Consider the following 14062-nt stretch of genomic DNA (forward strand, 5'->3'; position numbering starts at 1 on the left):
CGGAGGTCTCCGTGGTTCGTGGCCGGCGGTCGGCGCCGGCGGGAGGCGGTGGCTCGGTGGAGCGAGGGGCGGTGGCGGGAGGCCCGGGCCGGCCCGGGCGGGTGGGGGCGCGGTGCGCGGGCAGGTCAGGCGCCGGGGTCGGCCGCGCCGGTCAGCTGGAGGTAGACGTCCTCCAGGCCGGCGGTGCGCGTGCGGACGCCCCGGAGTCCGGCGAGGGCGTCGACTGCGGCGAGGACGCTCCCGGCGTCGAGGGTCTCCAGAACCACCGAGTCGCCCTCGAGGGTGGCCCGTTCGACGCCGGGGATGTGCCGGGCCCTCTCCAGGTCGAGCCGTTCGGCGGGCACGAGCAGCCGGGTGGTGGGGCTGCCCTGCTCGATCAGCCGGCCAGGGCTGTCCAGCGCGGCGACCCGGCCGTCGACGAGGATCGCCACCCGGTCGCACAACTCCTCGGCCTCGTCCAGGTGGTGGGTGGTGTAGACGATGGTGCGGCCCGCGCCCTTGAGGTCGCGCAGCACCTGCCACAACGCCCTGCGGGCTTGTGGGTCGAGGGCCGCGGTCGGCTCGTCGAGGAAGATCAGCTCGGGTTCGTGGACGAGTGCGGAGGCGATGGCCAGACGCTGCCGCTGCCCGCCGGAAAGGTCGTCGACACGGGTACCGCCCTGCTCGGTGAGTCCGACCGAGGCCAGCGCGCGCTCGGCGGCGGCGTGGTCCCTGCGGTACAGGGCGGCCACGGTGCGCAGATGCTCCCGGGCGGTGAGCCGGACGAAGAAGGCGGAGGACTGGGTCTGCACACCGACGCGTGAGAGGAGTTCCGGGTTCCTCGGCCAGGGGCTGTGGCCGAGGACGGTGAGGGTGCCCGCGTCGGCGCGGCGCTGTCCCTCCATGATCTCCACGAGGGTGGTCTTTCCCGCGCCGTTGGGACCGAGCAGTCCGAAGAACTCACCCCGTGGGACGGTCAGGGACACGCCGTCGACGGCCTGCACGGCACCGTAGCGCTTGTGGACTGCGTCCAGGACGACGGCCGGGCCGTCCTGCGGGCCGGCGGTGGGGGGCATGGAACTCTCCTTCGGTGGAAGCGGATCGCGGCCGGAAGCCGTCATGGCGCATTGGTGAGGTAGTGGTGGGCAACCGCCGAGGCGGCGGCCGCGAGCAGGACGAGGGTGAGTGCGACGGTCGCGGCGTAGCCGGCGTAGGCGCGGCGGGCGCGCCGCGGGTAGCGCGCGGCGGCCGGGGAGCGCCGGAGCACGAGCCCCAGGTACGCGGCCGTGGAGGCGGCGAGCCCGGTGGCGCCGAGGAGTTGGGAGGCGATCCTGTACCCGTCGAGGGGAGGCAGCGGAAGGAGCATCGTGAACGCCTGCACGCTTCCCAGCAGGAGCAGGGCACCGAGCGCCTGCCGGGTGGCGTGGTCCAGGGGCGCCAGCGCCCAGACGGCGAAGAACGGCAGGAGGAACAGCAGGTTCACCGCGGCGCCCGCGCCGGCGGTGGCGATTCTGCCCCGCCGGCCGGGCAGATGGAGGAAGTCGTCCACGGTGCAGTACATGATGACCACCGGAAGGCGCCAGCGCAGCCCTATCTCGGACACGCGTCCGCCGTGGTGGTGTGCGAGCACCCCGTGGGCGAGTTCGTGCAGCGCGGTGCTCAGCCACAGCAGGGTGGCGACGGCGAGAAGGAGCGCCGGGGCGGTGAACAGGGCGGCGGTGCCGTCGAGCAGTTCACCGAACCGCAGCAGCAGGGTGGCTTCCATGTGGACGGCCAGTGCCAGCAGCGGCAGCAGCGCGGCCGGTGAGAGCAGGTGCCGGGTGAGGCGGTGCAGCCGGGCGGCGGTCGCGTCCGCGTCGGCGACGAGACGGACGCTGCCGCTCAGCAGCCCTCGGGGAGCACGCGGCCCGGGGACGGGAGCGGTCGCGGCGGTGGCGGCCGCGGCCGGTGGGCCGGCGGCGGAGGCGGCTGGGGATCCGGTGCCGGGTGCGGGGTCGTCGCCCGGCACATCGGCGGGTCCGGGTCGGCCGTCGAGGAGTTCACGCGTGCCGAGCAGCGACAGCAGGGAACGCCAGTGGGAGTCGCCCAGACGCCGCCCGAACCGCCCCGCGTAGTCGGCCCCGATCTCCTCCACGGTCCGGGTGCCGTCCATCCGGGAGATCAGGAAGTGCTCCCGCGGGCCGACCTTGAAGGACCGCCCGCTCCCGGTGTTCTTGATCAGGTGGACGAGGTCCGGTCCGTGCAGCAGGGGCTCGCTGAGGAGCACCCCGGGACGGAGCGCGGGACGGTAGCGCGCCGGTACGGGCGGGGCGCTCACGGCGTACCCCCGGTCGCGGGCTCACGCAGGGCGCGGCTGAGGACGTGTGCGAGATACGCCTCGTCCCTGATGGTGACGTGCAGCCGGTTGTTGGTCATGTGCATGTATGGGGACAGGAGCAGCGGGAGCGCGGCCGCCGGGTCGGTGACCCGCTCGTCGCGTGCGCCGTCCCAGGAGCGGAACACCAGGTCGCCGTCGGCGGCCAGCTTCTCGGCGCGGGCGCGCAGTTCGGCGCAGTGCTCCGCCCACCCGGCCAGGAACGACGGCAGCCTGCCCGGCGCCCCGTCGCGGGTGGCGGCACGCACGCGGGTGAAGTGCGCCGCGAGCGTGGGGGCCATGGCGGCGTAGTTGCGGTCGTACTCCTCGCCGCCGATGAACCCCGTGCCCGGGAAGGCCCGGTGCCAGAAGGTGTAGTAGCTGTCCAGGTACCCGGCGAGTTCGGCGTCCCCGTGGAGGAAGGTGCCGGACATGACCATCATCAGCTGCGCGGACGTGCCGAGGAGCACCGTGCGCAGATGGAGGTTCTTGGTACGGAACGCGTCGACGACGAGATCGCTGGAGTGCCGGAAGTGCCATTCGGCGAGGGCGACGCCGGCGGGCCCGCCGTACTTGCCGTACTCGGGCTCGTACGGTTCCGCGCTGCGGGAGTTGTTCGGACGCAGCCGCATCCGGCCCCGGGCGTCGGTGTAGTGACCGCGCTCGGCGCCGGGGAACTCGATGTCGAACAGCGTGTTGTAGAAGTCGTTGAGGAAACCGGAGTCGACCTCGTAGAGGGCGGGGCGCTCGGCGAGGAAGGCGTCCACGGCCTTCTCGGTACGGCGCCGCACCTCCGCCGCGGTCGCCTCCGACGAGGGCTTCAGCCGCAGTCGGACGTGCGGTCCCTCCAGCCAGTAGTTGATGAAGAACCAGCCGGATATCAGCCCGTCGGCCTCCAGCTCCGCCACCAGCGGCCGGATGCACTGGAGGAGCATGGGCCGGGGGTTGGCGGCGTAGAAGACGTGGGTGGCCTGCCAGTCGTGGGCCGCGGCGGACGCGGGGGCCCCGGCGGACAGCGGGCCCGCGACGGCCGGGGCACCGGGGAGGACCGCGCCCCCGCCGGGCACCGGGCCGGACGGCAGGCCGGGCACCGGGCCCGGTGCGGACGCGGAGGCGGGACCCGTGACGGAGGGGTCCCCGTAACCGGGGACGGGCCGTTCGCTGTCGGAGGGGGGCCGGCCGGCGGCGGTCGTGCTCATCGTCGTCCCTTCGGTCGGGTGGGGACGACCGTGGTCTCCACGGCCAGTTCGGCGACATGGCGGCCCCGCGCGGACGACACGTGCAGTCCGCCTTCGTCGGGCAGCATCTCGCGGAGGACCACACGGGCCTCCGACGTCCTGAGCGTGCCCTCGAACGCGGCCAGGGACAGCGGGCTGTCGAGGTCGACGTACTGCGGTTTGGCCCCGGTCGCGCCGCGCGCCCCTCCGTCCGTGACGGTGGCGAAGACCCGGTCGGGCAGTCCGTGAACGCGCCGGAACGCGTGCCACCCCAGGAACCACTCCTCCTGCGTCACGCCCGCGCCGTGCAACGGAAGGGCTGAGGCGGGGGCGCTCCAGCTGCGCCGGCTGAGCACGACGCCACCGTGCCGCACCCGGGGTCTGCGGGTGACCCCGCCGACGGGATCGCTCTCGGGAACGCCGCCCCACACGTTCAGCGGGGACATGGAGCTGGGCGAGAGCAGCAGCAGGGTGCGGGGCAGCTCCGGCAGTGCCAGCGGTACGAGGTAGCCGAGATACACGGGAACGACCTCGCGGCCGAGCCGGGCGGACCGCAGGACGAGCCGGTCCTCGCCCTCGTCGTGCACCAGATGCAGATCGTCGAGGTGGAGGCCGTACGGCCCGGCCGGGCCGGCGCTCTCGCCCGGGCAGACGATCTCGTACTCGGTCAGCCGGCCGTGGAGGTTGAGGTTGCTGGTCACCGGACCGCCGGTGACCTCCGCCAGCACGGCGCCGTCCGGGCAGAGTTCGCCGGCGCGGTGCAGCAGACGCTCCTCCAGTCCCTCGAAGCCGTGGGCGAAGCGGCTGAACGGGAACGAGACGCCTCCGTAGGACCGGTTGAGCACCGCCAGCGGCTCACCGCCGCTGGGGACGGCGAGCTGGACGTGATGGCTCAGCGGCATGAACGGCGGTGTGATCGGCTCGAGTTCAGCGGCGACCTCGGCGAGCAGGGTCTCCCCGACGACGAGGTCGCCGTCGCCCTCGTGGTTGTCCCACAGGGCGAGCATCCCCTCGGCGAAGGCCTGCCGTGCGGTGTCGAGCGTCTTGAGCTGCGGCAGTCCCAGCCAGTTCTCCTCAGGGACGTACCGTCCCTCGGAGTCGAAGGGGGTGCGCCGGGAGGTGAACGAGATGTACTGGTCGAAGAAGTCCTCGTGGAAGTCGTGCACGAGTTTCAGCAGGTCGTCGCAGCGTCCGCCGCGGCCGTGGCGCGCGACGAAGAAGCCCTTGAAGGTGATGCGCTGCGGCAGGGTGAGGTCGAAGGCGGGCAGGACGCGTTCGACGGCCTCCAGTGCCCCGGTCACGGACCGCGTCCAGACATCGAGGGGCAGGCGTACCTCCCGGCCGGCGGCGACGTCCTCGTACAGCACCGTCTGCGGCACCCTGCCGCGCGTGGCGCCCAGTTCCGTCTGCACGGTCCGCAGGTCCTCCCGAAGCCCTTCGAGCAGTTCGCGGCGGTCGCGCGGTGCGGCGGCGGCGAAGCCGTCCAGGCGGGCGAGCGGTGTGCCGAGACGGCCGGCGAGCTCGGCGGCCCAGTCGCTGCCGAGGGTGCGGAGCGAGTCCTGGAAGGCCCGCAGCGGATCGGTGTCGTGGACGCCGGTGCGCAGCCCCGGGACCTGGACCATCCCGATGTCGAGGAGGGCGGTCAGGTACTGCTCGGCCTCGGCGGCGGTGGCGCCGCGGTCGGTGGCCAGCCAGGCGGCGAGTTCGCCGTGGCGGAGGCTGCCGCGGTCCTCGAGCAGCGCGATGAGCCGCTCCAGGGTGCCGCTGCGGCGCAGGAAGAACAACCGGTCCTGGACGGCGTCGAAGGTGACGGCGGTGTCCTCCTCGCCGGAGGTGGTCCAGCGGCGCACGTAACGCACCCGGTCACCGACGCGGCCCCAGCCGGGTGCGAGGGCCAGCGGCAGATCGGCGCGCCGGGCGGGGTCGGCGGTGACCGCCTCGGCGAGCCGGCCGAGAGCTGCCACGTTGAGCCGGGCGCGGCCGGTCCACTCGTCGTCGACGCGGACGGCCAGTGCGTCGTGGGCGCAGGGGAACGGACGGTCGTCACCGCGCGGGCCGCGACCGGCGGCCGCACGCGGGACCGAACGGTCACCGGGGTACGGGGCCGCCCCCTCGCCGCGTTCCCGGGCCGCACGCTCGCCGGATCGCCGCGCGGGGTCCTCGCCACCCGCCCGGATCCCGCCCGCTCCCGTCCCGTCCGCCGTGAACTCCCCCGGCACCACCCCGGTGAACGTGCTGAACGGGCTCGTCTTGCATGCCGTGCGGTACAGGTAGGCCAGCAGGGAGCGCTCGATCTTGCGGTCCCTCTTCCCCGGCGCACGGTCCGGATCGTCGGCCAGCCGGCGCTGCCAGTCGTCGAGTTGGGCGTCCAGCGTGGGCGACGCCAGCAGCAGACCGCCGCGCAGCCGAGGCTCCCCCGCCAGCCGGCCGAGGGCTGCCCGGGCACGGCCCGTCTCCCGGGCGAGCAGTGCGGCGCCCTCGGCCCTGCGGCCGTCGAGAGCCCGGCGGTCGCCGAGCCAGCGTTCCAGCATCCGCGCGGTGTCCGGGTCGTGTGCGCGGACCTGCGCGAGCGCGAGGTCCGCTTCCCTGGGCAGCCGGTTGTTGAACACCGCACGGCGCACGGCGAGCAGCAGGCGCCTGGACGACTCGTCCTCGTTGTGGCCGATCAGCCCGTGCAGCAGACCGCCGAGGCGCGTACCCTCGACGGCCAGTCGCTCGGTCTCGGTGAGCACGTCGTCGGCCCAGCGGCGGCTCGCCGGGCAGCGGAGTCGGCGCACGCTGTCGACGGGCAGCCCGGCGACGCGGAGCATGAACGGCATCGTGGTCCCCACCTTTCCGGTGCTCATCGGTCAGGCGATCTCGTGACGGAAGTCGGCCGGGCCTGGCCGCTCGTTGCCGAGCATCATGATCAGCAGGGGTGCCTCCCCGGTGCGTTCGAGGCCGAGTTCCTCGACGTACGAGATGTTGTCGAAGCCGAGCGCGACGCCGCAGCCGACGCCGAGGGCGGAGGCAGCGGTGTAGACGCTCTGCGAGATCGCGCCGACCACCGCGTTGGCGATGCGGTAGCCGCGGTCGCCGACGGCGTCGAGGACGGCACCGGTGCGGACGGTCGGCACGAGGACCGCGCCGGCCTGCTCCAGGTTGTAGTTGGCCAGGAAGTAGTTCTTCTGGAGGAAGGTGCCGGGAGGCCCGGCCTTCAGCAGCCGCAGGGTGTGTGCGGCCGCGTCGTAGGAGTAGGTGCCGGGGGCGATGCCCTCGGTGTGGCCGACGAATGCGTACAGACCGGCGATCGGGGTGGTACCGGTGCCGGTGTCACCGCCGAGGGACGCGCCGGCGGCCGCGGCCGCCAGGCAGGACGCCAGGCGTTCGGCGCTCAGGGGCCGTCCGGAGTCGAAACGGCCGAAGCTGCTGCGGCGGTCGCGCAGTGCGGTGCGCACGTCGGCGTCCAGCGGCAGCGGCGCGGGCAGCGGGACCGCAGGCAGCCCGGGGCCGGGGACGGGCGCGGCCGCGGGGGCGAGCGCCCCGGCCGCCGGCCGCCGGGCGGCGTGCTCCTCCGTCGCCTCCTGCATCCGCGTCACGGCGTCGAAGGCGAGGACGGTGCGCGAGCGTTCGTGGTCGCGGCGGCGGACGGCCGCCGTGGCCGCCGGCGGCGCGGGCCTGGCCCCCGCGCCCTGCCAGCGCAGCGGCACGACGGCGAACACTCCCTCGTCCTGTGTGCGGACCCCCAGCAGCCGGGCGAGCCGCTGCTCGTCGAACCACATCAGCGGCTCGACGGAGAGACCCTGCGCCCTGGCCCAGATCCGCCATGTCTGCACCACGGTGCCGACGTCCATCGTGACGGCGTGGAAGGAGAAGGAGTTGTACTTGAACGCGTTCTGCCAGTACTTGACGCCGAGCACCAGGAACTGGTCCGTCCCGGCGGCCCGTTCGGTGGCGGACGCGGGTCCGCCGGTGGCTGCGGGCTCGCCCGGTGGGGCGGACGAGGGGGACGCGGCGGACGCGCCCGGCTCCACCGGCGGGGTGGGAACCCCCGGCGTGGTGGGCGCCGGCTCGCCGAGTGCCTCGCGCACCTCACCGGAGACGTCGCCGGTGAGGAGGCGCTGCATGGCGTGGTGCCGGGTCGCGTAGTAGTGCACACCGGGCGGCAGGGGGCCGCTCGGCCCGGACACCCAGTAGATGCTGACCGGGTAGAGGCCGCCGCCGGACGCGGTGCCCCGGGACCAGTTGGCGAGCGGGTGGAACGGCAGCGCGCCGAGGTCGGTGTTCGCCTGGACGCCGAGCCGGCGCCCAGTGAGACCGTAGGAGTCCCGCAGCATGCCGGACAGGGCCGGCAGGTCGAACGCTCGCTCGGGGCCGTCATGGGCCGTGGCCAGTCCGCGGCCGACCGTCGCTCCTGACGGCATGGTGTGGCCGGGCAGCGGCACGGTGTCGGCGCCCGGATAGAACTTGGTCTTCCGCGGGCCGTCCGCCCAGTCCGGGACGAAGTCCGCCGGCGGCATGGGGACCCTGCCCCTCCGCATGATGGCGGCGGCGTAGTCATGGGCGTACCCCATGGTGTGCCCTACTTTCCTGGTCGTGGGGTGCCGGGCCGGGCCCGGTCAGGGGAAGGGGTGCGGCGCGGGGTTGAGGTCGGCGGGGGTGAGGTCGTGTGCCCGCAGGCCGGCTTCCCGCAGGGCCGTGCGCATCCGGGGCATGCCGAGGGCGCGCTGCCGGCTCCAGCCGAAGTCGATGGGCAGCAGGCCGGGTACGAGGACGCTGACGGTGCGCAGTCCGAGCCGGCGCTGCTCGGGCATCGTCTGGTCCACCACGACCACGTCGAATCCGGCTCCGGTGACCGCGTCGAGGCACCGGACGAGGTCGTCGCGCAGATCGTCGGAGACGGGCGGCACCGAGCCGTCCCCGTACAGCTCCCCCATCGGGACCAGGGGCGGGCGGGGTTCGCCCGGCTCGCCGAGGAGGAAGTGGGCATGGCGTCCCATCTCCGGGATGCCGTAGGCCAGCGGGTGGTCGTGGAGGGCGGCGACCCGGTCGAAGTCCTCGGTCATGGCACGCAGTCGCGGCTCGTCGCGTTCGGTGCGGCCCCGGAGGTTGACGGCGTCGGTGGCGATCTCGCACAGCGCTCCGGCCAGCGCCGCCTCGGGATCGAGCCCGGCGCCCGCGCCGAAGCACATCCGGCCGGGTCCGCCGTCGTGCCGTACGGCGACGCCGGTGACGACGGGCACGGGGAAGGAGATGCGGGTGTCGAAGAACCGGGCCTCGTACCCGTACATCTCCAGCCGCTCCACCATGTCGCGGGTGGCGGGGCGGGTGCTGGTGCGGGGGTCGAGTTCCGGGAGGCGCGCCTGCCCGTACCAGGTGAGGAGGAAGGCGTCCCGCTCGACGACCTCCATGAGCCCGAAGTAGATCGCCTCCTCCAGACAGCCGCCGGAGGCACAGCCGTTGGAGCTCTCCTGGACGAACCGGTTCTCCAGGCCGGGCGCGTGGTAGTACGTCAGCACCTCGGGCACCAGGACGGGGCGCTCGTCGCGCAGCGACCAGCCCCACACCCAGGGGATCTCGCGGTCGGGGGTGAACGGTCTGACCCTCGGGTTGCCACGGTGGAAGTCGTCGGAGTAGAGCCCGCACACGCGTGGGTCGACGGCGTGGGCACCGCGGGCCCGCAGCCCGTCGAGCGAGCCCGTCACACGGGAGCGCTTGGCACGCGGGCGCATCCCGGCGTAGCGCTCCAGCCCTTCCAGTACGCCGATGCGGACGCTGTGGCCGAAGCTGTCGGCGTGCCCGCCCCAGAAGGTCTCGCGGAGGTAGTCGCCGGACCGCATGGAGAAGCAGCCGATGGTGGCGGAGGTGGACGTGGACGACACGTCGTGGACGACGGACGGCCCGAGCGCGCCGCAGAGCGGGTTGGCGAACGGCTCGACGGCCAGGTCGTAGTCGCCGATGTCGCGGACCCGGAAGCTGCCCGGCCGGACCTTGGGAGCGGGAAGGAGGGCGAGGGCGGCGGCCTCCGGGGTGTCCTCCTCCGGCAGCGCACAGCGTGGGCACTCCGGATCGGGCACCAGTGGGTAGTGACGTACCGTCAGGGATCTCAGGTCCACGAGGTGCACCGGAGGGAAGATGCCGGTACGGGGACCGGCACCGGCGACGAGGCCCGCGACCAGGGCGGCGAGCGCGTCCGCGGCGAACGGCGTGACGTACGGGAGCCGGCCACCGGCTCGGGTGCCGGAGCCCAGTTCCAGCGCCTCCCGCAGGGCCACCGACCGTACGGCCTGCCAGCGCCGCTCCAGGCAGTGTGCGCAGGGGCGGCGTGACTCCCCGTCACGGCCGTCGCCGAGAGGCCCGACGACGGCGTGGTGGCCGTACAGCCTTACGGGCACCGGGGGTTCGGTCCGGGCGGCACGGGGACGGTCGGGCCCCGGCACGGCACGGGAGTCGTCCGTCCCGGCCACCGTCCGCGGCTCCGCCGTTCCGGTCGTCGTGCGCGCGGCGTCCCGCCCGGCCACGTCGGTCACGGCCGGGGCGAAGGCGTCGCGCACGCCCAGCGCGGCGACGTCGAGCCGAGCACGGATGCCGTGCCGGGCGAGCGCGGGGCCCAGGAGGTACGCCAGTTCCGCGCAGGACCGGTCGCGGGCCGTGGCCGCGGCCGGGGAGTCCGGCGGAACGGCTGCGGGTGCGGTCGCGGCCGTCGCGGTCGGGATCGGGGACTCCGACGCAGCGGGCACGGTCGTGGCCGGGATCGCGGCCGCCGCGGTCGCGGGCGCGGACTTCCGCACGGCTGTCGTGGACGCCCTCACGACCGTCGCGGGCGTGTTGGTGTCAGCGTGCATCGGTGCCGCTTCCCCGGCCGCCCCGAGTGAGCAGTACACGTGCGGTGGCGATGCCGCCCGCCGGCAGGTCGGCCGGGGTGGTCGGGACGTACAGCGCGTCCCGGCCGCCCGCCCGCAGCCGGTCGAGGACGGTGTCGAACGTCGTACCGGGGGCGTCGGCCGGTACGGGCCCGTCCGTGACGGTGAGGGTGCCCGCGGCCAGTTCGGGGACGAGCGGATCGCCGGTGTCGACCGCGCACCCGGAGTCGTCGGCGGTCAACTGCACCGCGCCCAGCAGATCCCGCAGGGCGGCGCAGCACGCCTCCCTGCGGGAGAGGCCGGCGGCGACGGCCCAGCGCGCGGCCGGTCCGCCGGCCTCGCGGGCGAGCACGGCGGCGCAGCCGGTGCGTGCGTCCTCGCCCAGGTCGAGCAGGTGCGCCTCGATTCCCAGGTTGACCGCGGACTTGAGCAGGAAGACGAGTTCGGGGTCGTCGTCCGGTGCAACCGTCGCGGTCCGGGCCGTCCCGCGCAGGGCGCACAGCAGGGCGTCGTGGGCGACCGCCGACAGCAGACCGCTTCCCGCCGCCTCTCCGTCGGTGCCGCCGGAGCCCGCTCCGGCGGAGGTCGCGAGGACGATCCGCTCGCGGTTGTACGGGCCGAAGGGCCGTACGGCGGCGGCCGGCACCCTCACGCGTGCACCGGTGAGCAGCGACGCGGCCGGAACCCAGGCGGCGACCTCGGACGCCGTCGCGGTGCCGGCCCCGGTGGTGAGGGCGGCCGGTGCCACGGCGGGCAGGTCCGCACCGGCGCCGGCCAGGAGCCGTACCGGAACGACGTGTTCGACGTATGTCTCGGCCGCCAGGCGCAGTGCCCGCGTCCGGGCCCCGGCGAGGTGGTGCACGTCGAAGGCGGCGATCGTGCGGCGTTCGCCCGGGGCGAGGGCCAGCTCGAGACGCGCGGCCTTGAGCGGGGTCTGGGTGAGCGTCTCGTCGTCGAAGCGGGCGAAGACCCCGGCGAAGGCACCCACGAGGGCCGTGCTGGTGCGGTTGAGCGCGTCGACGGTGTCCTCGGCGTCCCGCGCGGTCTCCACGCTCGCGGTGGTGGGGACGGAGAGCACGCAGGGCGGTTCGGAGGTCGTCTCCGGCCTGCTGCCGGTCGGGAGGCCGTGGGCGCTCACCCCGGCGGTCCGGGCGCCGGGCCGCGCCCTCCCGGGGCCGCACAGCGAGCAGCGGGGGTGGGGCAGCAGGGGCTCGGCGACGACGTCGAGGGACTGGAGGTTCTGGAGCAGGACCTGCCGCTCCGTCTCGGCCGGCAGGGCACCGGTGGCGATGCGGAAGATCTCGTAGGCGAGCAGATTCCCCGTCATGGCGGCGACGGGTCCGTCGAGCGGCCCCTCCCCGGCGGGGCGACCGGGTTCGGCCGCGGCGCCCGCCACCTCGCTCCAGAGAGCGGCGGCCGCGCCGGCGTCGTGGTTGGCTCCGAGCCTCAGCAGGGCGCAGGACCAGCACCCGGTGGAACCCGCGGTGGCGAGCGGGCCGGTGACGGCCAGTTCGCCGAACGTCCACACGGGAACGAGGGTCTTGCCCTCGGGGACGCCGGCGGCCAGCAGCCGGTGGACACGCCTCGCGGCACCCGCCCCGGTGACCACGACCGTGTCGTAGTCGGCGAGTTCCGGCCACTCGGGCTCGGCGGGGAGCCGATCGGTGCGCACCGGACAACCGTCGTCGACGGCTTCCGCCGCTTCCGCGGCCACCTCGGGGAAGTCAGCGGCGAGGGCGATCCTGGCGCAGCCGTTGCGGACCAGGCTCAGGGCGCACCAGCGGGCGACCGCGTCGTCGCCGAGCACCGCGACGGCGGTGTCCCGGAAGCGGCGGAAGCGCTCGGGGGCGCGGTCGGTGTAGTGGTCGACGTAGGCGATCTGGGTGGCGTAGCGACGTACGGCCGCCTCGCCAGGCCCGCTTCCCGGGTCGTCGTCGGTGAGCGGTACGTCCCGTGCGAAGTCGCGCTCGTAGAGGGTCCTGACCAGTTCGGCCGCCATCCCGCGCTGCGGGGCGCCGAATCCCGTGCACAGCTCGGCGAGGCTGTGGTCGCCGGTGAGGTGGGGCACCATCAGCGACGCGAACCGGTAGGCGGTCCGGCCGGTCAGATGGAAGCCGCCGTCGGCGTTGTGGAAGAGAACGCCGCCCGGGGTCTCGGTGAACAGCACGTCGCGGCGGATCCGGGGGCGGGTGGCGGCGAGTGCGTCGAACGGCGTACGGCCCGCGCGGGATCCCTCCGGAGCGTTGCCTCCCCCGCCGACCCCCGCGTCGGCGCCCGTTCCGTCGGACGCCCCGGCGCCGTCGGGCGTCCCCGCGCCTTCGGCGGGGCCGGCGCCTTCGGGCGTCCCCGCTCCGCCCGGTGATCCCGTCGCATCCGCTGATGCCGCGTTCGCCACCGGGGCTGCGCCCTTCTTCGTGGAACCGGCTTCTCTTGCGTCGTCTGCTTCGATGACGTCGGTGGGCATGGCGTCACACCTTCTGTGTGGGACGGACGGACGGCGAGTCGCTGCCGCGGGCGTAGAGGCGCAGGAGGTCGTGCATGCGGTACGGGCCGGGCGGCCCCTCTTCGAGCAGTCCGGCGTCCGCCAGCCGTTCGAGAAGGTCCTCGGTCTCGCGCGGGGGCAGACCGAGCAGCGCGGCGCCGTCGCAGGCGTGGAGTCCGCCGGTCGTGTGCGCGCCGATGCGCAGGAAGGCGCGGGCGGCCTCCGCGTCGAGCCGGCCGAGCGCCGCGTCGAGCACCTGCCGGAGGGACATGTGCGGTGAGCCGGGCAGGGAGAGCCGGGCAAGCGGGTCTCCGGACAGCCACTCCGCGCAGTCGGCGAGCCGCAGCGCCGGGCGGGTGAGCAGACGTGCCGTGACGATCCTGAGGGCGAGCGGATGGTGGCAGCAGGCGTCGGCCAGGGCGCGGGCGGCATCGGGTTCCGCGCCCACCCGATCGCTGCCGAGTGCGATCCTCAGCAGATCGTACGACTCGCCCTCCGTGAGCGGGCCGAGGCGCTGGACCCAGCCGCCGTGCGCGGCGATCAGCCCGGCGAGTCCTCTTCTGCTGGTGACGAGGGCGGTGGCGTCGGGGCGCGTGTGCAGCAGGGGCAGCACCTGGTCACCGTCGAGGACGTCGTCGAGGACGAGCAGGATCCGGCCACGGGCGTGCGGCTCTCCCACCGCGGCCGTGACCTCGGCCGTGACCTCGCGTGCGGTGAGCGGCACACCGTCGGGGCGGACCATGCGCACGAGGTACCGCCCGCCGGGAAACCGGTTCTCCGCGAGGTGGGCCGCCCGCCGGGCGAGCGCGGTCTTCCCGATCCCGGGCGCCCCGGACACCACGACGGTCGCCGTCTCGTGTCCCTCCCGCCCGGCGAGGCGCCCGCTGAGGGCCGCGGTCTCGGAGGCCCGGCCCGTGAACGCCGGAACGGGTGGTACGGGCACGACCAGTGCGCCGTCCCCGCGCGGCGCGTGGACGGGGGACGCGCTCCGGGGGGACGGTGGCGGAAGCGGCCCCCCGTCCCCGTGGCCCGGCACCCGACGCCTCGTTGCCGACGTACCGGGGAGCACGGACGGCCCGCCGGCCGCGGGCGTTCCCGACGGCCCGGGCGCCGGAGCCGCCGACCGCGCCGCGGGCACCACGCCGTCGCCGGCTTTCGTGTGCCCGGTACCGCCGCCGGTACCGGGCAC

At 74.7% G+C, this 14062-nt stretch carries 8 protein-coding genes; all 8 read right to left on the minus strand.

The window, feature by feature from the left end:
* Positions 1 to 125: 125 nt before the first annotated feature.
* From AB0J10_RS04110 to AB0J10_RS04145, 8 genes are read right to left on the minus strand one after another with little or no spacing between them, the layout of a single operon-like run.
* Complete coding sequence (locus AB0J10_RS04110) at positions 126 to 1055, minus strand: ABC transporter ATP-binding protein (RefSeq protein ID WP_363057537.1); 930 nt, start codon at positions 1053 to 1055, stop codon at positions 126 to 128.
* Between the two features lie 41 nt (positions 1056 to 1096).
* A complete protein-coding gene (locus tag AB0J10_RS04115) occupies positions 1097 to 2296 on the minus strand; it encodes a M50 family metallopeptidase (RefSeq protein ID WP_363057539.1) in 1200 nt (399 codons plus the stop codon).
* A complete protein-coding gene (locus AB0J10_RS04120; protein WP_363057541.1) occupies positions 2293 to 3531 on the minus strand; it encodes a lantibiotic dehydratase C-terminal domain-containing protein in 1239 nt (412 codons plus the stop codon). Before AB0J10_RS04120 ends, AB0J10_RS04115 begins: the two co-directional genes overlap by 4 nt.
* A complete protein-coding gene (locus tag AB0J10_RS04125; protein WP_363057543.1) occupies positions 3528 to 6395 on the minus strand; it encodes a lantibiotic dehydratase in 2868 nt (955 codons plus the stop codon). Before AB0J10_RS04125 ends, AB0J10_RS04120 begins: the two co-directional genes overlap by 4 nt.
* Positions 6396 to 6398: 3 nt before the next feature.
* Positions 6399 to 8102, minus strand: a complete 1704-nt coding sequence (locus AB0J10_RS04130; protein ID WP_363057545.1) for a nitroreductase family protein — start codon at positions 8100 to 8102, stop codon at positions 6399 to 6401.
* 45 nt (positions 8103 to 8147) lie between these two features.
* Complete coding sequence (locus AB0J10_RS04135) at positions 8148 to 10373, minus strand: TOMM precursor leader peptide-binding protein (protein ID WP_363057547.1); 2226 nt, start codon at positions 10371 to 10373, stop codon at positions 8148 to 8150.
* A complete protein-coding gene (locus AB0J10_RS04140; RefSeq protein ID WP_363057549.1) occupies positions 10363 to 12855 on the minus strand; it encodes a TOMM precursor leader peptide-binding protein in 2493 nt (830 codons plus the stop codon). The genes AB0J10_RS04135 and AB0J10_RS04140 overlap by 11 nt, the downstream gene beginning before the upstream one ends.
* A gap of 4 nt (positions 12856 to 12859) precedes the next feature.
* Positions 12860 to 13816, minus strand: coding sequence for a hypothetical protein (locus AB0J10_RS04145; protein WP_363057551.1), 957 nt, complete (start codon positions 13814 to 13816; stop codon positions 12860 to 12862).
* Positions 13817 to 14062 lie beyond the last annotated feature (246 nt).

This window comes from Streptomyces sp. NPDC049887, from assembly GCF_040656535.1.
Classification (GTDB): Bacteria; Actinomycetota; Actinomycetes; order Streptomycetales; family Streptomycetaceae; genus Streptomyces.